Origin of the sequence: Caviibacterium pharyngocola, assembly GCF_002795405.1 — a bacterium.
Classification (GTDB): Bacteria; Pseudomonadota; Gammaproteobacteria; order Enterobacterales; family Pasteurellaceae; genus Caviibacterium; species Caviibacterium pharyngocola.
Window position 1 is genome coordinate 15,702 of the sequence record NZ_PHGZ01000005.1, and the last position, 24,629, is coordinate 40,330.

At 42.5% G+C, this 24,629-nt stretch carries 21 protein-coding genes; 6 read left to right on the forward strand and 15 right to left on the reverse strand.

Translation table 11 applies throughout. The features are described 5' to 3' along the window. The first annotated feature begins 12 nt into the window (after positions 1 to 12). On the forward strand, positions 13 to 1,149 hold the full coding sequence (locus CVP04_RS02440; protein WP_100295941.1) for a glycerate kinase: 1,137 nt from the start codon (positions 13 to 15) through the stop codon (positions 1,147 to 1,149). Positions 1,150 to 1,258: 109 nt separating this feature from the next. Here the strand turns inward: CVP04_RS02440 and ruvB are convergent, their stop codons facing one another. The 8 genes from ruvB to aspS form a co-directional block, all read right to left on the reverse strand. Continuing rightward, positions 1,259 to 2,269: a Holliday junction branch migration DNA helicase RuvB gene (ruvB, locus tag CVP04_RS02445; protein WP_100295942.1), complete on the reverse strand. Its 1,011-nt coding sequence runs from the start codon at positions 2,267 to 2,269 to the stop codon at positions 1,259 to 1,261. Between the two features lie 9 nt (positions 2,270 to 2,278). Next, complete coding sequence (gene ruvA, locus CVP04_RS02450) at positions 2,279 to 2,893, reverse strand: Holliday junction branch migration protein RuvA (protein ID WP_100295943.1); 615 nt, start codon at positions 2,891 to 2,893, stop codon at positions 2,279 to 2,281. A gap of 74 nt (positions 2,894 to 2,967) precedes the next feature. Further along, the gene (gene ruvC / locus CVP04_RS02455) at positions 2,968 to 3,540 is read right to left on the reverse strand and encodes a crossover junction endodeoxyribonuclease RuvC (RefSeq protein WP_100295944.1); all 573 of its coding nucleotides are present in this window, start codon (positions 3,538 to 3,540) and stop codon (positions 2,968 to 2,970) included. Positions 3,541 to 3,603: 63 nt separating this feature from the next. Next, positions 3,604 to 4,083: a hypothetical protein gene (locus CVP04_RS02460; RefSeq protein WP_100295945.1), complete on the reverse strand. Its 480-nt coding sequence runs from the start codon at positions 4,081 to 4,083 to the stop codon at positions 3,604 to 3,606. 163 nt (positions 4,084 to 4,246) lie between these two features. After that, positions 4,247 to 4,987 carry a YebC/PmpR family DNA-binding transcriptional regulator gene (locus CVP04_RS02465; RefSeq protein WP_100295946.1) on the reverse strand — a complete coding sequence of 247 codons (741 nt, stop codon included), beginning with the start codon at positions 4,985 to 4,987 and terminating at the stop codon, positions 4,247 to 4,249. Beyond that, positions 4,974 to 5,435: a dihydroneopterin triphosphate diphosphatase gene (gene nudB, locus CVP04_RS02470; RefSeq protein WP_100295947.1), complete on the reverse strand. Its 462-nt coding sequence runs from the start codon at positions 5,433 to 5,435 to the stop codon at positions 4,974 to 4,976. The genes CVP04_RS02465 and nudB overlap by 14 nt, the downstream gene beginning before the upstream one ends. Positions 5,436 to 5,494: 59 nt before the next feature. After that, complete coding sequence (locus tag CVP04_RS02475) at positions 5,495 to 5,962, reverse strand: transposase (RefSeq protein ID WP_243385066.1); 468 nt, start codon at positions 5,960 to 5,962, stop codon at positions 5,495 to 5,497. 147 nt (positions 5,963 to 6,109) lie between these two features. After that, positions 6,110 to 7,879, reverse strand: coding sequence for an aspartate--tRNA ligase (aspS, locus tag CVP04_RS02480; protein ID WP_100295948.1), 1,770 nt, complete (start codon positions 7,877 to 7,879; stop codon positions 6,110 to 6,112). A gap of 223 nt (positions 7,880 to 8,102) precedes the next feature. Between aspS and cmoA the strand changes: the two genes are divergently transcribed. The 5 genes from cmoA (at position 8,103) to priC (ending at position 12,181) form a co-directional block, all read left to right on the forward strand. After that, entirely contained in the window at positions 8,103 to 8,828 is a 726-nt protein-coding gene (gene cmoA / locus CVP04_RS02485) for a carboxy-S-adenosyl-L-methionine synthase CmoA (RefSeq protein WP_100295949.1), read from the forward strand. A gap of 88 nt (positions 8,829 to 8,916) precedes the next feature. After that, positions 8,917 to 9,324: a lactoylglutathione lyase gene (gloA, locus tag CVP04_RS02490; protein ID WP_100295950.1), complete on the forward strand. Its 408-nt coding sequence runs from the start codon at positions 8,917 to 8,919 to the stop codon at positions 9,322 to 9,324. A 99-nt stretch (positions 9,325 to 9,423) separates the two neighbouring features. Continuing rightward, positions 9,424 to 10,074, forward strand: a complete 651-nt coding sequence (gene rnt, locus CVP04_RS02495; protein WP_100295951.1) for a ribonuclease T — start codon at positions 9,424 to 9,426, stop codon at positions 10,072 to 10,074. A gap of 118 nt (positions 10,075 to 10,192) precedes the next feature. Then, positions 10,193 to 11,551: a Na+/H+ antiporter family protein gene (locus tag CVP04_RS02500; protein ID WP_100295952.1), complete on the forward strand. Its 1,359-nt coding sequence runs from the start codon at positions 10,193 to 10,195 to the stop codon at positions 11,549 to 11,551. Between the two features lie 45 nt (positions 11,552 to 11,596). Then, the gene (priC, locus tag CVP04_RS02505) at positions 11,597 to 12,181 is read left to right on the forward strand and encodes a primosomal replication protein PriC (RefSeq protein ID WP_100295953.1); all 585 of its coding nucleotides are present in this window, start codon (positions 11,597 to 11,599) and stop codon (positions 12,179 to 12,181) included. A gap of 265 nt (positions 12,182 to 12,446) precedes the next feature. Here priC and CVP04_RS02510 read toward each other — a convergent pair whose 3' ends face one another. From CVP04_RS02510 to CVP04_RS02540, 7 genes are all read right to left on the reverse strand, one after another. Then, on the reverse strand, positions 12,447 to 12,776 hold the full coding sequence (locus CVP04_RS02510) for a hypothetical protein (protein ID WP_100295954.1): 330 nt from the start codon (positions 12,774 to 12,776) through the stop codon (positions 12,447 to 12,449). Then, a complete protein-coding gene (locus CVP04_RS02515) occupies positions 12,777 to 13,100 on the reverse strand; it encodes a hypothetical protein (RefSeq protein ID WP_100295955.1) in 324 nt (107 codons plus the stop codon). Positions 13,101 to 13,122: 22 nt separating this feature from the next. Beyond that, positions 13,123 to 14,010, reverse strand: a complete 888-nt coding sequence (locus tag CVP04_RS02520; protein WP_100295956.1) for a hypothetical protein — start codon at positions 14,008 to 14,010, stop codon at positions 13,123 to 13,125. An 8-nt stretch (positions 14,011 to 14,018) separates the two neighbouring features. Further along, a complete protein-coding gene (locus tag CVP04_RS02525) occupies positions 14,019 to 14,225 on the reverse strand; it encodes a hypothetical protein (RefSeq protein ID WP_100295957.1) in 207 nt (68 codons plus the stop codon). A gap of 68 nt (positions 14,226 to 14,293) precedes the next feature. Beyond that, the gene (locus CVP04_RS02530) at positions 14,294 to 15,298 is read right to left on the reverse strand and encodes an STAS-like domain-containing protein (RefSeq protein WP_165772764.1); all 1,005 of its coding nucleotides are present in this window, start codon (positions 15,296 to 15,298) and stop codon (positions 14,294 to 14,296) included. 183 nt (positions 15,299 to 15,481) lie between these two features. Continuing rightward, the gene (locus CVP04_RS02535) at positions 15,482 to 23,449 is read right to left on the reverse strand and encodes an LPD3 domain-containing protein (protein WP_100295959.1); all 7,968 of its coding nucleotides are present in this window, start codon (positions 23,447 to 23,449) and stop codon (positions 15,482 to 15,484) included. 78 nt (positions 23,450 to 23,527) lie between these two features. Further along, positions 23,528 to 24,568, reverse strand: coding sequence for an SGNH/GDSL hydrolase family protein (locus tag CVP04_RS02540; protein ID WP_100295960.1), 1,041 nt, complete (start codon positions 24,566 to 24,568; stop codon positions 23,528 to 23,530). Between the last annotated feature and the right edge of the window lie 61 nt (positions 24,569 to 24,629).

Consider the following 24,629-nt stretch of genomic DNA (forward strand, 5'->3'; position numbering starts at 1 on the left):
AGGTGAATAATAATGAAAATTCTCATCGCACCGGATTCTTTTAAAGAAAGTTTAACCGCACTTGAGGTCGCTGACGCGATCGAAACGGGATTTAAACGAATTTTTCCCGATGCCGATTACCTAAAAATCCCAATGGCGGATGGTGGTGAAGGAACAGTACAATCATTGGTTGACGCCACGAAAGGTAAGCTGTTTGAGGTTGAAGTGACAGCTCCGCTCGGCAATAAGGTTACGGCATTTTTTGGCATTTCCGGCGACGGACAAAGCGCAATCATAGAAATGGCGGCCGCCTCCGGTTTACATTTGGTTCCGCTAGAACATCGTGATCCGCTGAAAACAACCAGTTTCGGCACAGGTGAATTAATCAAAGCGGCACTCGACAAAGGCGTCAGCAAAGTCATCCTCGGTATCGGTGGTAGCGCGACAAATGACGGCGGTGTCGGAATGTTGCAAGCCTTAGGCGGACGTTTTCTCAACCGAGAAAATCAACAGATCGCCTTTGGAGGTTGGCATTTGGCAGAAATCGAACAAATCGATCTCGGAGGACTGGATTCACGTCTCTACAATGTGGAGTTTGAAGTGGCGTGTGACGTTGATAACCCGCTATGCGGCGAAAAAGGCGCATCTGCCGTATTCGGTGTACAAAAAGGCGCCACCAAGGAAAGCATTGTCATTTTGGATAATGCCTTGTTGCATTTTTCCCAAATCGTCGAACAACAATGCCAACTCAATATTCAAGATCACGCAGGCGCCGGTGCAGCGGGCGGAATGGGTGGCGGATTGCTACTTTTACCGAAAGTGCGGTTAAAATCCGGTGTAAAAATAGTAATCGACAGCCTTAATCTGGCACAGCAAGTTCGAAACGCGGATCTGGTGATCACGGGTGAAGGACGGATGGACGGGCAAAGCGCGCACGGAAAAACACCTATCGGCGTAGCACAAACGGCAAAAATGTTTGGTAAGCCGGTTATTGCTATCGTCGGTTGCCTCAGAGAAGATTACGAAGTGGTGTATGAAAACGGCATTGATGCCGTCTTTCCAATTATCAGAAAAATTGCTGACTTGGATGAAACCTTGAAATGCGGACGAGAAAATCTCATTTCCACCGCGCAAAACATCGCAAGGTTATACCGACTAACGGCACATTAACATAAATAAAGGGCGATATTTTAGCCCTTATTATCCCAATCAAATCTCACTATCTTCAATTCAGTCAGTCAAAATCCGACCAATGGATGCAAAAATATTCTCTAGCCACTTAACGATTTTCTACCTCTCGCAACCCAAAATGCCGATAAGTTCTGGAAGTGGCGATTCGACCACGTGGGGTGCGTTGTAAAAAGCCTTGTTGGATTAAATAAGGTTCAAGGACGTCTTCAATGGTGTCGCGTTCTTCGCCAATGGCGGCGGCTAGGTTATCTAGTCCGACCGGGCCGCCGTCAAAGCGTTCGATGATGGCTTGTAGTAGTTTGCGATCCATAAAGTCGAATCCTGCTTGATCCACATCCAGCATTTTGAGTGCGCTTTTGGCGATAAGTGCGGTGATTTTTCCGCCGTTTTTTACATCGGCATAGTCTCGCACGCGGCGTAATAAACGATTTGCGATACGCGGTGTGCCGCGTGAACGACAGGCGATTTCTTGTGCTGCGTCAGGCGCGATTTCTAAATTTAAACAGACCGCACTTCGGCTAACAATAGAAGTTAAATCTTCCACCGAATAAAATTCCAAGCGCTGCACGATACCGAAACGATCGCGCAAAGGTGAAGTTAAGGAGCCGGCACGTGTAGTCGCACCGACTAAGGTGAAAGGCGGTAAATCCAGTTTAATCGATCGTGCAGCCGGCCCTTCGCCGATCATAATATCCAGCTGATAATCTTCCATTGCGGGATAAAGCACTTCTTCGATCGCCGGCGATAAGCGGTGAATCTCATCAATAAACAGCACATCGTGCGGTTCTAAATTCGTCAACATTGCCGCCAAATCGCCCGCTTTTTCCAGCACCGGACCGGATGTAGTGCGAATGTTCACCCCCATTTCATTCGCCACGATATTTGCCAAAGTGGTTTTGCCCAGTCCCGGCGGGCCGAAAATGAGTAAATGATCCAAGGCATCTTGACGCAATTTCGCCGCTTTGATAAAAATTTCCATTTGCTCGCAAACTTGCGGCTGCCCCACATAATCGGCAAGCAATTTCGGGCGTATCGCGCGATCGATATAATCTTCGTCTAATTTTGCCGTAGCACTAATAATTCTATCCGCTTCAATCATATTTCTTTTCTACAATGCCGCTTTCAAGGCTTCGCGAATCAGTTGTTCGCTGGTTAACTCAGGTTTTGCTACTTTTTTCACCATTTTTTCCGCATCCGCTTGCTTATAACCCAGCGCAATTAACGCGGCGACGGCGTCCTCAAGTTGCACGCTTACGCCGGATTCTTGTCTGACCGCAGACGGCAAATGCGTGCTTTCTACAAAGAAATCTCCTTGTGAAACACCTTTAAACTTGCCTTTTAATTCCACCAACAAGCGCTCTGCAGTTTTCTTGCCGACACCGGGAATTTTCACCAATTTAGATAATTCTTCACGTTCAATCGCATACGCAAATTCCGCTACCGACATTGCGGACAGAATCGCCAACGCCAGTTTCGGCCCGACGCCGTTGGTTTTAATTAATTCGCGAAATAAAGTGCGGTCTTGTTTATGAGAAAATCCGAATAACAAATGCGCATCTTCGCGAATCGCCAAATGCGTGAATAACACCGTTTCTTGTCCGATTTCGGGTAAATCGTAAAAACTGGTCATCGGCAATAATAATTCATAACCGACACCTTGAACGTCAAGCAGGATTTCCGGCGGTTGTTTTTCAATTATCACGCCCTTTAAACGACCAATCATTGTTATTTATCCTCAATCAATAATTTTCCATAGCATAAAATGAAACTGGATAAATATCCAGTTTTATTTTGTTATTAAGGTTTTAATCTAAACCGCCCGCGGCTATATCCGGCGCGTAAAAGTGCGGTATTTTTTCCTTGAGTTTCGTCGATTTTTATTTTCGCGGTTACTTGTAAAGAATGTTGAATGGAATGGGCGTGCGTGATGGCGATTGCCAAGGCATCGGCGGCGTCTGCTTGCGGGGTATCGGATAATTGCAAAATGCGCGTCACCATTGCTTGCACTTGCAGTTTATCCGCCGCGCCGGTACCGACCACGGTTTGCTTCACCAAGCGAGCGGCATATTCGAATACCGGTAGATCTTGATTCACTGCAGCAACGATTGCCGTTCCGCGTGCTTGACCTAATTTCAATGCCGAATTGGCATTTTTAGCTAGAAACACTTCTTCCACGGCGAACATATCCGGCTGAAATTGAGTGATGATTTCCGTTACGCCGGCATAAATACGTTTTAAACGCGTGGGCAAATCCGCGACTTGCGTGCGAATCGCACCGCTGCCGAGATATTCCAAATGTCTGCCGTTTTGTCGAATCACGCCGTAGCCGGTGACTCTTGAACCGGGATCGATACCTAAAATAATCGCCATAATACCTTAAAAAAACAAAACGGGCGGATTACTTCACCGCAATCCTGCCCGTCGCCGAAAAAATTACGGGTTTAATTTTGCCGTTGCAGCTTGATCCACTACACAATCTTTCGCCAAAATTTCATCCGATTGCTCACCTTTTTTGAACAACATTCCCGCTTCCGTTTTGTTAAACGTTGAAAGCGTGAAAGTTTCGTCAACATTCCAAACGTGAGTAGGCGACACAAATGAAGCGAAATCTTTATTAGAGTCATCACGCATTAAAGATTTTACCGCAACATCATTTACAGTTAAGGTTAAGCCGACGGCTTTTTCACCTTCAAAATCATAATTTGCAGAAACGACCACACCTTGCTGACATTGATAAACCACCGCTCTCAAATTTAATTCCGGCTGAACTTGCGCCGTCTCCGTTTGTGCCGTTTGTGTTACACTTGAGGTTTCAGAGGCTGAAGCCATTGGTTTCGCTTCGTCTTTTGCCGGTGAACAAGCGGCTAAAATTGCCGCCAAAGAAAGTGCCGATGTGATTTTAATTAATTTCATTAATAATCCCCTTAGTTTTTATAAATAGTTGTTATAAACAATATCATAACGATATTGCATTTATTAGAACGTTATATCCCAATTTAGTTCAGTTTTTTATTTATAAATTTCGCTCGGCATAAGGGCGTGCTAAGCACGCCCTTGGTTGATTTTATTGATAAAATTATAATAATGCCGCGACTTCATCGCTGATTTCGCCGTTGTGATATACGTTTTGCACGTCGTCGCAATCTTCCAACATATCAATTAAACGCAATAATTTCGGTGCGGTTTCCGCATCCAAATCGACGGTGGTTGACGGGATCATCGTCACTTCGGCATTCTCGATTTTAAAGCCTGCGGCTTCAATACCGTCGCGAACCGAGCCTAACTCTTCCCACGCGGTATAAATTTCAAAACTGCCGTCATCTTGCGGTTGAATATCATCCGCACCGGCTTCGATTGCCGCCTCGGTCAAGGCATCTTCATCGGCAGATTCGATTAAAATTAAGCCTTTTTTGCTGAATAAATAACCGACCGAGCCTTCCGTACCTAAGTTACCGCCGCATTTGGTAAAACTCGGACGCACTTGGGAAATGGTACGGTTAGCGTTATCGCTCAAGCATTCCACCATTACCGCCGTGCCGCCCGGCCCGTAACCTTCATAAATTTTGGTTTCCATATTAGTATCGTCACCGCCGCCGACACCACGTTCGATCGCACGATTAATGGTATCGCGCGTCATATTGCTGGATAGCGCTTTATCAATCGCCGCACGCAAACGCGGGTTGGAATTCGCATCACCGCCGCCGATTTTTGCCGCAGTCACCAATTCACGAATCAATTTGGTAAAAATCTTACCGCGTTGTGCGTCTTGCGCCGCTTTACGGTGTTTAATATTGGCCCACTTACTATGTCCTGCCATTTTGTTTTCCTTCTACTATTATATACTTTTCAATAACTTGTGCATTGTTCGGCGATTTCGTTAATTTCACCGCCGCTTTCGGCGATACCCATTGATACGCCGAATGTTCGGTTAAACACACCGCACTTTTTTCGCGCAAAGGCAATAAAAACCAATGTTCCGTACAATGCGTGACATTCGGTGCGTATTTATACCGAAAATGCGGGAAAATTTCAAATTCTATCTGTTCTTGGCAATCAAAGAGCGGTAGATTTTCGGCAAGAATATCAATTCCCGTTTCTTCCTTCACTTCACGAATCGCCGTTTGATAAGGCGTTTCGCCGATGTCTATGGAACCGGTCACCGATTGCCAAAAATCAGGATCATCTTTGCGTCGCAGCATTAAAATTTGTTTGGTTTGTTGCTCATAGATGACGACGAGAATACTGTTGGGATTTTTGTAAGCCATTACTTTTTGCGAAACAACATAATTAAATCAACTTAAACATTTCAATTATTATTTTGTGATTACTCAAAAAAATAATCTTGTTCCCACGTAAACGGATTATTAACTATATAATTACTAAGTTGTTCGTAGGATTGCTCATTTCTGATGATATGCTCATAATAATTACGTTGCCAAATATTATCTCCCAATTCAGATCTTAGTTGGCTTGTAACCGAAGATTTATATCCGCGTATAATTGCACCTAAATTTCGAGAAGGGGATCGTAGGGGCGTATGGCATACGCCCCTTTTACGAAACTGAATTCCCTGCTCATAAAATTCTTCAGAAAAAATCAAAATACCGTGAATATGATTAGGCATAACAATAAATTCACCTAACTCGATTCCATCTCGTTTATCTATAGTTTCCAACCAAGTATGATGAGCAATTAATCCATATTTATTTAAATAAACTTGATTATTTTTTATTACTCCAAAAATAGATCTACGCTCGGAACAACAAATAGTAATTAGGTTTAGAGTAATCATATTCTTTTAACCGAATAGATCTTCGATGATATTTTTTTAATAAATCTTGCATATATAGAAATATCGCAACAAAATTAAAAATTTATTATGAGTCAATGTACGTGATATAGGGGCGTATGCCATACGCCCCTACGAATACCGAGCCAATTATTCTCCTTTCTTCACCACAGCAATCGCCAATTCTTCCAGCGCTTGCGGGTTGGCGAAACTTGGCGCGTCGGTCATTAAACAGGCCGCCGCGGTAGTTTTCGGGAAGGCGATAACGTCGCGGATGTTGTCGGTGCCGGTCAACAACATTGTTAAACGGTCTAAACCGAAGGCGAGACCTGCGTGCGGCGGTGTGCCGAATTTCAATGCGTCTAATAAGAAACCGAATTTCTCACGCTGTTGCGTTTCGTCAATGCCCAAAATGCGGAACACGGTTTGTTGCATTTTCGGATCGAAAATACGCACGGAACCGCCGCCCACTTCGTAGCCGTTAATTACCATATCATAAGCATTTGCCACCGCGCTTGTCGGATCCGCTTCCAACTGTTCCGGCGAGAAATCTTTCGGAGAGGTAAACGGATGGTGCATTGCGGCAAGATTGCCTTCGTCATCACGTTCGAACATTGGGAAATCGATCACCCAAAGCGGTTGCCATTCGTCCAAGCGAGTTAAACCGAGATCGCGACCGAGTTTTAAACGCAACGCGCCCAGAGCGTCCGTAGTGGTTTGCCATTTGCCGGCGCCAAAGAATAAAATATCGCCGCTTTGTGCCGAAGTGCGGTCTAAAATCGCTTTAATTGTGGCTTCGTTCAAGAATTTGGCGATCGGGCTTTGAATACCTTCCAAACCGGCGTTGATGTCATTGACTTTCATCCACGCCAAACCTTTTGCACCGTAAATGCCGACAAATTGGGTATATTCGTCGATTTGTTTACGCGTAATGCTTGCGCCGTTCGGCACGCGAATCACCGCAACACGTCCGCCTTTGTCGTTTGCCGGTTCTTTGAACACACTGAATTCCACTTCGCGTACTAAATCGCAAATACTTTGAATTTCTAACGGGTTACGCAAATCCGGTTTGTCCGAACCGAAACGATCCATTGCTTCTTTCCACGTCATCACAGGGAACTTGCCTAAGTCCACACCGATAGTGTTCAACCATAAACCCTGAATCATTTCTTCCATAATCGCACGCACTTCCGGCGCGGTTAAAAAGGAAGTTTCCACATCGATTTGGGTAAATTCCGGTTGACGATCCGCGCGTAAATCTTCATCGCGGAAACATTTGACGATTTGATAGTAACGATCAAATCCGGACATCATTAAAAGCTGTTTGAAAAGCTGCGGCGATTGCGGCAACGCATAGAATTTCCCTTTGTGCACACGGCTCGGCACAAGGTAATCGCGCGCGCCTTCCGGCGTGGCTTTAGTTAACATCGGCGTTTCGATATCCAAAAAGCCGTGATCATCCATAAAACGGCGCACAAATGCGGTGATTTTCGCGCGTGTTTTTAAACGTTGCGCCATTTCCGGACGACGTAAATCCAAATAACGATATTTTAAACGTTGTTCTTCGGTATTGTTTTGGTTGAAATCTAACGGCAGCACGTCGGATGCGTTATATACTGACAAGGCTTTCGCCAATACTTCCACTTCGCCGGTCGCCATATTTTTGTTAATTTGGTTATCCGGACGAGCAATCACTTCGCCTTTAATTTGCACACAAAATTCATTACGCAAACTTACCGCCGCAGTTAAAGCCTCTTGGAATTTCGGATCGAAACATACCTGCACGATTCCCTCGCGATCACGCAGATCAATAAAAATCAAACCGCCTAAATCGCGGCGTTTATGCACCCAGCCGCTTAAAGTCACTTCTTGTCCGATATGGTTGCGGTTTAGGCTGCCGCAATAATGAGAACGCATCATAATGATTTCCTTTTAAACTCTTTTAAGGTTTTTAAAATTAACCGACGAATTATAGCGGAAATTTAACGTGGATTGAACGAATACAAGGAATTTATTTGAGTGATCAGAAAACTTCTTTTAAAATGACCGCACTTTTTAATAAATTGTAGGCATAATCTGCGCGCATCTCTACAACCGATTATTTACTGACAGGCTACCCTACAAAAACATTCCTAAAAATCCTATGAATAAAGATCGCATTTTTTCCGCGCCTATTGAAAAATTAGGTGATTTTACTTTCGACGAAAACGTCGCGGAAGTCTTTCCCGATATGATTCAACGTTCCGTTCCCGGTTATTCCAATATTATCACCGCAATCGGAATGTTGGCGAATCGCTTCGTGACGGCAAATTCCAACGTTTATGACTTAGGCTGCTCGCGCGGTGCGGCGACTTTATCCGCCCGTCGTCATATTCAACAGCCGAACGTTAAAATTATCGGCGTGGACAATTCCCTGCCGATGGTCGAACGTTGCCGCCAACACGTTAACGCCTATCACAGCGACATTCCGGTTGAAATACTCTGCGATGATATTCGCCGTATTCATATCGAAAACGCCTCAATGGTGATTTTAAATTTCACCTTACAATTTCTACCGCAGGAAGATCGACTTGCGTTATTACACAAAATTTACGCCGGATTAAATCCGCAGGGCGTGTTGATTTTATCGGAAAAATTTATTTTCGCCGACGAGCGCGTAAACGATTTATTGATCGATTTACATCATCAATTCAAACGCGCCAACGGCTACAGCGAGTTGGAAGTCAGCCAAAAACGCACCGCACTTGAAAACGTAATGCGTCCGGACAGCGTAGATACCCACAAAGTGCGGTTAAAATCCGTCGGATTTTCTCATTGCGACTTGTGGTTTCAATGCTTTAATTTCGGCTCGATTGTGGCGATAAAATAACCGTGACGTTAACCGATGTTTAATGCATTTTCTCACCGCTTATGGCATAATTTCGTCGATTTATCTTTCCTTTAACTTGGAGTATATTATGCGAATTTTACATACAATGTTACGCGTCGGCGATTTAGCGCGCTCGATTCGATTTTATCAAGACGTATTAGGGATGCGTTTGTTGCGTACCAGCGAAAATCCGGAATATCAATATTCGCTCGCTTTTTTAGGTTATGACGATGAGGATAAAACCGCCGTTATCGAGCTGACTTATAACTGGGGCGTCAGCGAATATGAACTTGGCACGGCTTACGGGCATATCGCTATCGGCGTCGATGATATTTACGCCACTTGCGAAGCAGTTCGTCAAGCGGGCGGTAAAATCACGCGCGAACCGGGCCCGGTAAAAGGCGGTAAAACAGTTATTGCCTTCGTGGAAGATCCGGACGGTTACAAAATCGAATTTATCGAAAACAAAATGGCAAATGCCGGATTAGGTAACTAATTTCATTGTCGGGGCGAAATTTTTCGCCCTAGAATCTCATATCAAACGGGCAACATATTTCGCCGCGACACATTCTTCCTATTATTTTTATTTATACTTATGACCGAAACTTCAGAAAAAACAACAGATTATACGCTTCTCAAAAACCGTTTTCGCGGCTATTTGCCCGTGATTATCGATGTGGAAACCGCCGGCTTTAACGCCAAAACCGATGCCTTATTAGAACTTGCCGCCATTACGGTCAAAATGGATGAAAACGGTTTTTTGCATCCGGATAAAAAGTGCCATTTCCATATTCAGCCTTTTGAAGGAGCGAATATTAATCCCGAATCGTTAAAATTCAATGGGATCGATATTGATAATCCCTTGCGCGGTGCAGTGTCGGAAAACATTGCCATTAGCGAATTATTTAAAATGGTGCGTCGCGCACAAAAAGAGGCGGAATGTCAGCGGTCGATTATCGTGGCGCATAATGCCGCTTTCGATCAAAGTTTTGTAATGGCAGCGGCGGATCGCACCGCGATTAAACGTAACCCTTTTCATCCCTTCGCGCTGTTTGATACGGCGACGTTAAGCGGCTTTATGTTCGGGCAAACCGTATTGGTAAAAGCTTGCCAAGCGGCGAATATTCCCTTCGACGGTACACAGGCACATTGCGCATTATATGACACGGAATGCACCGCAGAATTATTCTGTTATATGGTGAATCGGTTGAAAAATCTGGGCGGATTTCCGCATATTATTGAATAAAATTTATTTAACGCCGTACAAGTGCGGTCTTTTTTCAGGAAATTTCTAGACAAATATTTTATTTTTAGTAGAGTTAAAATTTACTTTCACAATTCCACTTAAATAAGGACAATACACAATGTTATTTACAAATCCGGTTGTTATTTCAATCATTGTATTGCTCGCCTTAAGTTTGTTACGTATAAACGTGGTGATTGCGTTGATTATCTCCGCATTAACCGCCGGCATATGCAGCGATTTAGGCATTAGCAAAACAATCGAAACCTTCACCAACGGGCTTGGCGGCGGTGCGGAAGTGGCGATGAACTACGCCATTTTAGGCGCTTTCGCGATTGCCATTTCCAAATCGGGTATTACCGATTTACTGGCGTTTAAAGTGATTAAACGTCTCGGTCATTCGCCGAACGGGCGTTCAATGGCAGGCTTTAAATATTTTATTCTCGCCGTATTGGTGCTGTTTGCCATTTCATCACAAAACTTATTACCGGTGCATATCGCCTTTATTCCAATCGTCATTCCGCCGTTATTGGCAATTTTCAATAAATTGAAAATCGACCGCCGCGCCGTGGCTTGTGTATTAACTTTCGGTTTAACCGCGACTTATATGCTTTTACCGGTAGGTTTCGGGAAAATCTTTATCGAAAGTATTTTGGTTAAAAATATCAACCAAGTCGGCGCCGATTTAGGCTTACAAACCAACGTCGCCGAAGTATCTTTAGCAATGGCGATTCCGGTTATCGGGATGGTATTAGGCTTGTTAACCGCCGTATTCATTACCTATCGCAAACCGAGAGAATATGCCGCAGCCGCACAAGAATTAACGACGGCGGAAATCGAGCAACATATCGCCGGCATTAAACCATTTCACGTCGCTACCAGCCTTGCCGCAATCGTGGTGACTTTCGGATTGCAACTTTTCACCAGTTCCACCATTATCGGCGGCTTGGCGGGTTTAATAATTTTCGCCGCTTGCGGAATTTTCAAACTTAAAGAAAGTAATGATATTTTCCAACAAGGTTTACGTTTAATGGCGATGATCGGCTTTGTGATGATTGCCGCGTCCGGTTTTGCCGGTGTGATTAACGCGACCGGCGGCGTCACCGTCTTGGTCGATACCTTCAGCCAAGGGTTAGGCGCGGATAACAAAGGCTTGGCGGCATTTTTAATGTTGTTAGTCGGTTTATTTATTACAATGGGCATCGGTTCTTCCTTCTCAACCGTACCGATTATCACCTCCATTTATGTGCCGTTATGTTTATCTTTGGGCTTTTCGCCGCTTGCGACCGTTTCTATCGTCGGCGTTGCCGCCGCATTGGGCGATGCAGGTTCACCGGCATCAGATTCGACATTGGGCCCGACATCCGGTTTGAATATGGACGGTAAACACGATCACATTTGGGATTCCGTCGTACCGACGTTCATCCACTATAATATCCCGCTGATGATTTTCGGTTGGATCGCTGCAATGTATCTCTAATCTTTTTAGGCGCCCGCGCGGCGCCTTTTTCTTACGTTTTTATTTATGAACAAACAAGATTTGATTCAACGACTTGAACAAAAAATACAGCAAATCGGCACGGATTATGCAAACTCGCCGAATAAAATAATCTACGCAAAATTCAGCCGCACTTTATTTTCCGAAGATTTTCAGCCGCTGTCGTTTTATTTGAATGAATTAATGTACACGGTGAAACAACTTTCCGATTTACCGCAGGATTATCCGCAATATCAATTTTATGCGGACAAATTACTCGGTCAATATAAAGCGCTCACGGACGCCTTAAGCGCGCCCAAAGCAGCTTCTCGTGCGATTCCGAAGAATTCTACGCTGCGCCGTTCCGAACGCGAGCGAATTCGTGACGAGCTGAATCAATTACCGCCGAGAGAACGACTCGCCAAATATTACGAATTTTTACAAACCTTTAATGAAAAAATCGACGCGCAACAGGATTTAGCAAGCTGTGCGCAAAGCGAACAAGAAAAAGCACGTTTACAACACCAAATCGAACTCACTCGCCAACGCCGAGCACGCTGCTTAGAGGCAATCGAGGTATTGGAAGAATATCTGGCGTTTAAAGACGAACAAGAAGAAAGCGACGAACGCTAAAAAGCAAAAGGTCGTTAGTTTATCACTAACGACCTTTCTTAATTGGATGGCGGAGGAACTGGGATTCGAACCCAGGGAGGGCGTAAACCCTCGCCGGTTTTCAAGACCTACCACCACCAAACAAAGTTATAAAAATTTTATTTACAAATCAAAGACTTGTAACACATAGACATTATATCACACCAGTTTGAATTATCAATTAATCACATCTTTTTTTAATCTCTTCGTCAAATTCCCGTCAAACTGAAACTTTTTTATACCCCCCTTATTCTCCACAACAACAACCATTTTTTTCTTCGCTAGGACAGCCCAGATCATCAAATGCTGCCTTATTAAATTCCCACTTCACACAAGCACCTGCAGGAAATGCTTTTGCTCCTGTGCCATCAATGCCACATTCGATTTTTACTTCTGTGCCAAAACTTACCGCTTTTACAATTTCCGCACCTGTGCCATCATTGATTAGCAAGTAACTATGACCATCACCCAATTTCTCAGCTAAGGCTTTTGCGTCATCAATCGGTAATAATCTGTCCTTTGATGATAGGCGTGCATTTAGGCTCGTTGAATAACCGTTTAACCATACATAACTCATTTAGCACCCCACACATTCTTTTGATGTAAAATAGCCCTGTTCACTGCTGCCCATATTGCATTTGCAACCGAGATGTAACGGTACACAAAATGGCTTGCAACCGTCAATGCGAATAATTCCCTGATAACGTCCAGAACGTGCATTATATAAGGCGTTATCCCACATAAAGGTTACTGTATCTTCCGTTACCTCTAGGGCTGGATAAATAATAGTATCGCGTCCACCCATTCGAGTGATTTCAATTGTTGCGGTTTCCGCATTGCGGAAATTGTCGATTTGAAACGTTGTTTTTGCTACTTTTTTGTTAATATGAATTGGTTTCATTTTTTACTCCTTTTATTTTTTATTAGAAAAAGCCACTACCAAACATTACTGGCGTGGCTGCGTTATTTCCCATCATTCCAGTCATATTTAGGCTTCCCATATGTCCACCAATATGACTTAAGTTACTCACTGCATTACTCCAGCCTTCATATGGGTTAATTTGACTGGCAGCCGCTGCAGCTTTCATTGCATTACCCAGTGAGCTAAGGCTATCGGCAATTCTACCGTGAAACATTCCATTCCATTTATACACTTCTTCACGATATTGGCTTTCACGTTGATGTTTACGTTCCTCTTCCATTCGGATTGCTTGGTTAGTTGCAAGTACAACCGCTTTCGCTTCAGCCACTTGTAACTGGCGTAATGCCGTGCGTGTTGCTCCTACACAGTGAATATGACCTTCACGTTGAACTTTATCTCTTGCCCGAGAAAATTCACTGCGTGCAGTGGCTACGGCACGATTTTTTGCGGTTTCATAATCAACGTTATGACCTGCCCGCTCTCTTGCTCTCGCTTCATTAAGCATATCAATTTCGATTGGGCGAGAATTATCATACCAATGATTAAAAAACTTATCGGATTTATCTTTTTGATTGGTCCAAATCTCATCAAAGCGATTCTGTGCCTGTTTTGCGACATCGTGTTGTTTGTCGGCAAAGTAAAAACTTGCTGCCTGCTGGATTAAAGCAATAATCAAATTTGTTCTGGCATTTTGCTCCATAGCCTTAAAATATTTGCAAGCATACTCCGCCATTGCTTTTGCTCTTGCAACCGCTGAGGCATCTGTTAATTTTTGATTGCTTGGCGTTACATCTGGAATGCTTGAGGCAAAATCACAATCGTCATCACCTGATTTAAACATATCAAGCCAATCGCTAGGATTGACCTTAGTGTCTGTTGCTGTAGCCATATATCCCCCTAAATATAATCGTGCAAATGTTTGTAATGAAACAATTCGATTAAATCTTCAAATTGTTCAATCAGCTCTTTCACAAACTCATCTCGTAAAGGTGTAAGTTGTGGAGCGGTGTATTTTTTGTATTCATTGTAAAGTAATTGCTTATTCGTTTCCTTGTCGGACTTATCTCGCAATTCTTCAATGGTTGATGTGAATTGATTTGCCATAGCTCTCCTGATTTTGGGTAATAAAAAACCGCACCTAAAAAGTGCGGTTGGTTTGCGTGAAGTTGGTATTATACTGGAATAATTCGGTTGATCATCTGCTGCACTTCTTCATTTGCATTGATGGAATATAACTCAATGTTAGGATGAGCAGTCTGATACACTCGGAATAGCTCATCGGCAAATCCTTGTCCGATACTGGTGACATCTTTGAAATCCAAAATTACTTTTTCAAATCGCTCAAACCGTGCGGTTAAGCGTTTCGCCTGTGAACGTGAAATCAAAAATTCACCTTCGTATTTCGCCAAATGGATCGGAACTACAGTCTTAAAGAACGTGTATTCATTTGGATCGGAAAACTGATCGAATACTTCTTTTGTAGTCTTGTTTGAGTTATTCGGTAACTCAAACATCACTTTTGTACCATCTACATATTCAATATCCTGTTCATACATAATATCAATGAGATCGTGATTATGAACAAACGCCCACCCTTTTGAACTAATACAGAAAAAATCAAAAATCTTAGACGAAAAGAAAATGCCTTCGCCTGTATGATTATCTGCATCTGTAGTGAGTTTGCCTTTCGATAGTTCAAAAATCGATTGACGAATATCCGCAAGTTCAAATTTTTGCTGAATTTTCTCAAAAATACCAACACCGTTATCGGTAATATGCACTTCTGTTGATAATGGCGATTGCCAAATATCCACACTAATTACACTACCTTCTGAGTGATCAATAGCATTGTTAAACATTTCGGTAAAACCGTATTGAAAAACCTGCACCACATTCGGAGCAAATCCCTTGATCAGTGGTAACAATGTTTGACGATATGCCGTATCTTCATTTAATTGTGCATTGAGTGCATAATCAAAATGATGATGTTTTTTCACTAACTCATAACGTGTTGAACGCCCACTACCTTGTGATTGGATTAATCCTAATGATTTTAAACTGGATAACTTGCGAGAAGCACTTTGGCGTGTAATCGCAAGTTCATTAGCAACCGCCTCTGATGTACCTGTCGGGCATTGTTTAATCAGTTGCAATAAAGCTAACATTTCTTTGTTCATAGCTACCCCCTTTATTAATAATAATTGTAACATAAATTAACAAAAACAGTAACCTATTTGTAGATTAATTGTCGCAATATAACACTTTCCCAATTAAAAGTGCGGTTCTTTTTTATTGTGTTTTCGTGGTATTTAAGCCTTGTTCTCGTCTCCAACGATTAAGTAGTAAGCGTTGGGCTTTGTCTACTTTCTCGTTGTATTTTTTATCCCTGCTTCATAAGCCTGTTGGCTAATTAAGCCTTTGGTCAGTTTACGAGTAAGGGCAGCTTTTTCTTTGCGAACATTTGCCATATAAGATTTATCCGCTTCGTGGAAAGCGATAGCTCTTCGGCGTTCTGTGGTTAGCCAATCGCCCACCTCGCCCCGCTCTACACGAGAGGCATATTGTGCCGCAATTTGAGCAGCCTCTTCACTTGCTTCATAGTAACGACTTTGGATAGCAAAATCGTTACCCGTACCATAAATCTGATTGATAAATGGCGTGCGTGTATTACGTCCCAATTGCTCACGATTTGGGTTTTCCACAAAAATAGTTAAACCTTCTTTGAGTGACCCCGCCATTGAGCCATAACCATCAACCAGGTTTTTAATTTGCTCTGGGTGCATATCAATACCAAGATTGTCGTTAAGCCATAAGGCAGTTTCTTTCCAAAATTGAGCAGTAGTTGATTTTGCCTGCTCTGCTTTGGTTTTATCCTTTTGAATAAAACCTGGGGTAATTTGGCTACCGAACGCATTACGATTTAACGCATTTTGCATTATGGGTTGCAACACGCTAGGGGTAAAAGTTAAGGCTAATTTTTCCATTGGGAATTTCGCTGCTGAAATTTCAGAAGGCGACACTGGGGCAAAGGTTTTCATTGAATGTGCCGCCATATTCACCGCTGCGTCAGTAATAGAAATATCACCATTGCCCGAACGGAACATATTCACCGCAAAATTCCACGCCATTTGCGGCATACCGAACCCTACTGGGATTTTAATATAATCGCCACCGCCTGTCGGGATTGGAATATAACGTGTAATATCGCCTAATTGGTCAATAGTATTACCGCCCTCATCGTCATCGCCCATTGCTCGCACCATTGCATATAACACTAAACCACTCACTAAATAAGCGGCAAAACGTTTTTGACCCGTTTTTGTGGAGAGTTGCTTAATTAAGTTTGCCGCCCCCATTACTGTTGGCTGGCTAAACATATACAGCGTTTTAATGCCTCGCATTTTTGAGCCTGTTTTGTTGAAGTTGGTTAAATCCAATACAGCCGCTGCCGCTTGTGATTTTTCCATTCCTGCATCAAGTAAGGCTCGATACACTGCCAAGGATGAAAGGTTGTCAAACATTTGGTTATAGCTAGCAAGTGCTTTACCTGCTAGCCCTAAACGTTTAGATAACCAGCCGTGTTCTTTGGCAATTTCTTTTAATAAATCCTGCTCGGTGCGTGCAAGGTATGTGCCGTAAGTGGAAATACCGCCAAGTTTTTGCAACTCCTGTAAGTCTTTTTGTACGTCAGATAAGGCTTTTTGCCCAAATGCCTCTCGGCGTGTGGCATTCCACGATTCCTTATCTATGGCATATTTCAAGGCTTGACGGGCGATTTTGTCCATATTCTTGAGCTTATTGCCATTTTTATCATACAAAGTGCGGGTGCGTAAAAACTCGGATTTTTCCCACATATCACGGAACATATTTAATGGAGCAAAAGCAATATTCCATTGTGTTACCCCACGAGCATACCAACCTGTCGGTTTTGAAATCACTTTTAAAAAGCTATTTGCTGTTTCAACATTATCTTGACGTAATGCAGTAATCACAGACTGTGGCAAGCGATATTCATAATCAACCCCGCCAATTTTGTGAATTAACACATCATCGCTAGAACGAGTTAAACCTTGCTTACGAGCTTTCTCAATACGTAACATTTTTTGAGCATTTTGCATTGCAATTTCAGGGGCAACGCCTAAGGCTTCAAATTGAGCGGCTTTTTCCATTAATGCACTGTCAATTTCATTTTTGAAATCTGCCCACGCCCAGTTGGTAATAGATTTACCAAGTGCTTTCCAGCTTGCGTCAATTGCCCCTTCCGCTTCTGATACGGTTCGCCCTTGCATTGCTTTATCTTTGGCGATATTCATTGCATTTGAGCCAGTGCCACCAATGAAATTATCTTCATTTAAATCAAACTCTGCATTTGGATCGCCTGTTAAGGGAACATAAAGCGGATTTTTCTTAAACTCTTGATACATTTCATAGGAAATTCGTCCACTGGAGAAATCCATTTCCAACTTTTCTTGCAGTAAGCCGTATAATGGTTTTAGGGTATTTTCTAATTCAGAAACGGAAAATACTTTTTCCACATTTTTCATAATGGCTTTCGCTTCCGCATTTGACCAGCCTCCCGCTGTACCAACGTTCATTGGCTTAATTAAATGCCCTTGCTCATCTCGTTCAAATTCCGTGCGTTCAATATCTTGTTTACGTCCATTGTATTTTGCTGATGCTTCATCATAAGCTTTTTGTACTATTTCAATGGATTCAGCATTACCCGAGGCTTTTTCATTCTCTAGCACGTCTTTAGCTTGTTGCATTGCCAGTTCATCTTTTGCCAATAAATCTTGGTTTTTGATGATAGCATAACGAGCGGAAGCCCATTGCTCTACAAACCGTTTTGCTCCCTCAATGGTCACTTTATGCTTTTTCGCTAATTCGGCTAAATTTTTACGCAACGGATTAAGATATTTTACATCAAACTCCGAACCTTTTGCGGCTTTACGGCTTTTAGCGGTGTACATTGCGTTTTTAATTCGCAACTGCTGATAATCGGTTAAGCTGATTTTTGCTAACCAATCCGACACAGGGCGTAAGCTATCGGCAAACCATTCATCTAATTTCGCCGCCCAATTCAACGCACTTTCTTTCACGGCATTATGTGCCGTGTTGTAATTGGTTGTACGCACTTTTTCAAATAAGGATTTTTCACGAATGCGGTTAATATCCTTAGTGCGATTAAGGGCAGATTGTGAACGGCTAAAGCGTGCTTTATCAGAAATTGCTGAATTTTCCTTAATTTCCACCGCACTTTTATCTTGCAAAATCTGCAGTAAGCGTTTATCATCAATTTCAGATAAAGGCGATGAGCTTTCACCGACTGGATTTGTTATCCTACTCGGCAATGAAAGTAAGTCGCCTTTTTCAATTTCTGATAATTTATGATCGTAATAACGAGAACCATCTTTAAGCGTTGCAACTGCGGCTCTAACCGTATATTCATCACCGCCAATATTTAATCCAGCTAAATAATAATCATAGCTTTCAATATCTGGGCGTTTTGTTTTATCTTCATTTGGAATAGTATCAATATATATTGCCTGTTCAATAATTTGAGGAATAGCGGCAATACTTTGAAGGTGATCAGGGTCTTTATAATCGTGCTGCAATACCTCTTTAACTGCTTTATAACCCAATTCAATCTCCTGCCCCGTATCCTTATTCACATAAGTACCACGTAAAGCTTTACCATAATTTAACGCATTGCGTTTGTATTGTTTCAAGTCTGTGCTTGGCTCAATATCTTTACCCGAAATACGGATAGTTTCCGCCTTACGTAATTTCTCTAAGCTTTCGGATTTAGGGCGATTTACCTTGCCTTTGTGGGAATAGAGAATGTTAGTATTCTTACCAATCCCCACCGCACTTTGGTTTTCATTTAAAGAATAAGTCATCCCATCTTGTTGTGACACTATTTGGCTATCTCGTGCCACATCTTCTGTACTTTCTGGGGAAATCTGACGGCGTTGTTCGGCTGTCATATCCATACGTTCTTGAACATTACGAGCTTCTACTTCGCCTGCCATCCTCATATATTGAGAATCAGGAGAATCACGCCCTATAGAAGAAATAATTCCCTCTAATTCAACAAAAATTTCCCCATTTTCATTTAGTGATGCTATCTGATTCATCAGGGTTTCATATTGTGTTTTTTCTGCCGTTGGAATGTCATCAATATGCTGTGAACGGTATTTCTCTCGTAACTTCTTAACTTCTTGTCTATATTGCGAAACCAATCCTACTAACTGTGGATCTGAATTCAAAATTTCTTCTTGAGTTTCTTTCAGTGAAGATATTTCCGCCTGTTCTTCAGGTGTTAGTTCACGAGTAATCCAATTAAATTCACTTGGATTACTACCATTAGCAAATCCCTCACTTCCCTGTGTATGATGTTGAATCTCGTGTAATAATGTTCCTCTTGCCTGCTCAGGTGTTAAGTGAGGCTTTATAAAAATATGGGGTTGATTAGCGTGAACATAAAATCCCTCTGAATTTTCCATATTCGGAAAATCACCCAAATCTAATTCCACATTTATATCTGCAATATCAGGATATGCTTCAAATAATTTAGGTGCATTTAGAATATCTTTAACTCGAATATCATCACTTGATTTCTCATTTCTTGCTGCCTCAAAAATGTCAGAAAAGTTAGCATTCTTATCAAAAGTCTTCTTAAAACTGACTTCATTATCACTAATCTCAAATCGCCATTTTCCATCAACGCCTCTAAACCAGCCTGTTTCTTGGCGGACAATCTCAGGATTCACGCCTTTGGCAATATCTGCTTTTGCTTGCTCAAGTAAAGAGTGGTCTGCTGTTTTGGCTTTTTCGCCCGCAAAAGAATAACGAATATAGCTTTCAGCACTTCCCGTCTGTTCTTGCGAATTTTCCACCGCACTTTTTACCTCTGCCGCCATATCGCTTTTTAACGAACGCAATAATTCACCCGCTTCACTGTTTGTTAAGCGTTTTTTCAACACTCGGCTAAACATTGCTCGTAAAGCACGCATAATGCGATCTAATAGATTTGGCGTGCCGTTGAACGCTCGTTGCATTTCGCCTGTTAGCTCAATGCCATAACGGTCGGCTATTTCTTGTAGGTTGCCTGTTTCTAAGGCTGCGTAAAGCTCCACTAACGCCTCTTCCATTGCCACTTTTGCGGTAATGGTGTCGCCACTGCTGCGGTATTCTCTTACTATACGGTTAGCAATACCACGCACAAAGTTATTCGTGGCGGCAAGGCGTAAAATGTTGTAAAAGGTCTCTTTGTCTTTTACATCAAAACCACGGTGTGCCAATTCGTGCCACGCCACCCATACGATACGTTCGTTGCGTGATAGGTTGCGAGTTTCGGTTAGATTGTCCGCAAATAAATGAATTTTGCCGTTAAGGTAAAACCCTTCCGCCCCGCTTGAACGCAATTTCTCCGCATTTTCAGGGAAACCTTGGGTTTGAGAAATTTCGATTTTATCGGCAAATTCCTTACCTAAATGTTGTTCTAATAAGGCTCTGATTTGGGTAATATCATCGTTGACATTTTGAGCGGTTGGGTTTACATTATTAATACCAACAGCTCCCTCTTCAGTACGAGACCGTATAGGACTGCTAGAGCGTAGGTCAGAACTGGTCGCACCCCCACTCTGATTCATCTGTTGGCTTTCTTTTGGTTTAAAACCTGTTAATAACCACGCATTATCATTTCCTTTTTTAATTAAGTGAACTTCACTCCCATCATTACGAATGATTGCTATAGCTCTTGTCCCCGATACTTCATAATCACGCTCTATTCGACCATTAGCAATAATATTAGGCACTTCTTCGGTTAAGAATGCTACAGCTTCATCATAGGATAAATTATCTTTACGCATACGGGCTTCAATAATATGTGAAATCCCTTTACCACCTTTGGTTTTACCACTTGCTTTAACCGTCCCTTCCGTTCCCCAAATAAAATCAATCCAACCCACTCCATCACGAAACATTGCATTTTCAACATCTTTATGACCTTGAATAGCTTGTTCCATCGCTTGTGAGCCACGGGCGATATTTTCTTCAGAGGAACGAATAGGCATACGAGAAAAACGCATATTATTAACATCAAAACGATAGTTTTTTTGTCGCTCAACATTCTCTGTTAACTGTATCGATTTATGAACAGGAACGCCTAGTGCTTTCATTTTCTGTTGGGCATTTAAGGCTTTTTGTAAAGCATTCTGATATGTTTCTGTTTCAAATTCCTTTGGATCTTTTGATTGTTTAAAACGGGCAGAAGCCTCATTACGAATTTGATGAAAATCCGCTAAATCTTGTTGATATTGTTGCACCGCTTGCCATTGTTCATTCGCTACCGTTTTAGGTTGGTGAGGCTGACGAATCGTGCTATCCAACTGTGTTGTTGTTTGAGTTTGAACAGGAGATAATTCACCACGCCATTGCTCTGCATTATGATTAGATGGATAAGGCTGTGCAATTTGTTCTGCGGTAGCTCCACCTTGTTTTTTAATAGGTAAATAAGCACCATTTAAAAATGCCACATTTTGAGCTGATAAAGCTTCTACTGCACTGTCTTGTGCTTGCTTTAAATAGTTATAAATAACATCGTTTTGTTTGTTATGCTCACATACACTTTCAGGCAGATGTTGATTTTTTTGTGTAAATTCCTGCTCATATTTAATCAACATTTCATTTGCACTTTGATGTTGGCGAATCACATCTTGTTGCGTTTCGTCAAATGTGGGTTGTGCTACATTGACATCAACATTACCGTAATTTCTCACCGTATCGCTAGAAAGTGCGGTCGATTCTTGTTGAGTTTCTTCTTGTTGCTCCTCCGTTGCCTGCACATTACCTTGGCTGTCTACCGTATAATCCGCTTGCTGTTGGGGTTGTTGTGCTTCTTCTTGTTGTTCTGTTGCTTCCGTCATTTCTGCCAGTATTTTTGCCTGTAATTCAATATCTGACAAATGGGCATTCACGGGATTGTTACGTTGGCGTTGATATTCTTGATTAAATTGGCGTAAATTCACTTGGCTATTTGCCCGTGCCATTTCTTCAATATCCGCTTGGTTATGTTGATTTAAGTCACGATTCATTCGTGCCTGATCAACGCCTGCAATCGCACCGCCTGCCGCACCAAATAATAAGCCTGCTGCAGCCGCTTCACCTAAGTCATCTGTGATGGATTTCGTGCTATCTACATCACGAATGGCTTTATTTGCCATTGCGGTTTGAAATACTTCGTCCACGGGTTCAGTAATGGCTTCGGATAAGAATTTGCCTGTTGCCGAACTTGCTACACCACGCCCTGCTTGACCCAATCGCCCTAAACCACCTAACGCATTTAAAGCGGCACTGCTTACCCCTGTGGCTAACACTTCGCCGCCGTGTTCTTTTAAGCTGCTGGCAAGTGCTGTTCTAGCTTGATGTTTGCCCATTCCTTGTGCTAATAAGGCTTGATATTGTGGGGCTTGGGATAATTGCTCTTCTGGCATTGCCATAATATAGTCAAAAATATCATTACGAGCCGCTCCCGCACCTTGCACGCCACCCACCATAAAAGGTAGAGTCAAACTTGCCCCGCCTGTAAAAGGAGCAGCAGCTGTACCTGCAACGGCACTGGCGATAGTAGGTAAGGCACTTTCGGCAAATTGCCCCAGTGCTTCAATTGGGTTATCCCACGCATTTTCTAAAAATTGCGTAAACCCTGTTTCACCATTGGCTTTTGCTTGTGCACTTGCTTCTGCCATTTTTAAGGCACGGAGTTTTGCTTCATCAGAACGCCAGCTTTCCACCTCTTTTGTGGCATTGGTAAACCATTGGCGAGCCTCACTTTCAGGCGAAATCAACCCTGTAGCTTGTTCACCAAATTTCGTTAAGGCACTAGGTACATAACTTAAAAAATCGCCTGCACGAGCAAAAAAGCCCGCTTCTTCATCGGCACGTTTAAAGGGATCGGCAACGGCAGAAAACGCTGCTTTAATTTCGGCTAAGGTTTCATCGGTTACTTTGCCTTTGTAACGGTCAAAGTCAGCTAACGTGGCATTATAATTATAATGCTGCTGTTCAATCGGCACATTTTGATTTTGTGCCACAAACTGCCTACCTAACTCTGTGGCATATTGCATTTGTTGGTCGTGCAATGCCGCTTGGTCTTTTTCGCTTAATCCTTTTGCTTGAGCTTTTATTTCGGCTTTGCGTTGTGCCTCTTGCTGCTCCATTAGTTGTTGGGTGAATGGGTCGTAAGTTGGGCTTGCGTATAATTTTTGTAGGTCTTTTGCTTGTACCTTAACAACATCTAAATAAGGCTGAAACGGATTTGACATTCTGATTCTCCAATTTTTAGCAATAAAAAAACCGTCTGTAACTTTCGCTACAAACGGTTCGATTTCTTACCGCACTTTTTAGCGGGGGATAATACCAGCAGGGCGAGCTGTCACTGTTGGGAATATCAAATCCCACGTGAGCGGCGTGCCTTGTTTTTGTCCTTGAACATAACCGTATGGTGTGCCACCGCCTATTCCTGTAGCATAAGGTGTTGGAATATAGCCTGATTTCGCATTGACTGGCACAACAGGCGTTGTCGCTGGTGTCACAGGTATCGTTGACGTATTTGAATTTATGGCAGGAAATGCGGTTTTCATTGTTTTATCTAAGGTGCCATATACGTTGTAAAGCTGCTGCTGTGGTGTTAAAAACTTATTCAAGGCAGCAGGCAATGCCATTACCTGTTCTGGTGAAAGCTGGCTTAAATCATATTGCGAACTGGCTAAACCTTGATTTTTCGCAAAGATAGGTAAAACTTGCTGAATATAAGCTTTCGCATTTGGATTATGCATTTCCCACATTGCTAGATTTTGACGGTATTTTGCTTCGTTAAACGCCCCTCTGGTTGTTTGCCCTGTAATGGGGTCGTAATTCGTATCATACGAATTATCAATAATCGCTTGATGGCGTTGGGCAAAATCAGCTTGCTCTGCTTGATGACGCTGTGTGTTTATTTCATTTAAGGCTTGATAACGCCCCCAAGCTTGGGCTTTTTGGTTATCAGATAAGGTTGAATTCATAATCGCTTGTTGCATTTCGGTTGGGTTTTTACCAATATTTTCTGCGATGAAGTTATCAAGGGCTTTGCTATCTTCATCAGTTGCTTTTAGTTTGTCAAACTCATAGTGCGATTTTACTTGAGCAAAGTCGCCTGTTTTCATTCGATTGTTATAATCCCAATTTTGCCACGCTACACGATTATCAGATGTTGCCATATTCTCTTGATGTTTAAGGGCGTTTACACCACGAGTAATTCGATTATTTTCAAGTGTGACATAATTATTACTGGCAGTATTAAAGGCATTGGCAATATCAAAGGCGGTTTTCCACGCATTTTGATCGAACTCTGTTGGCTGATTGTATATTGCCATTGCTTTACCAATATCTAAAATTGACATTGTTTACCTCCTTAAACGGTTTTATCGTAAATGCTTTTAATTAGGGGCTGTATTAGATTAG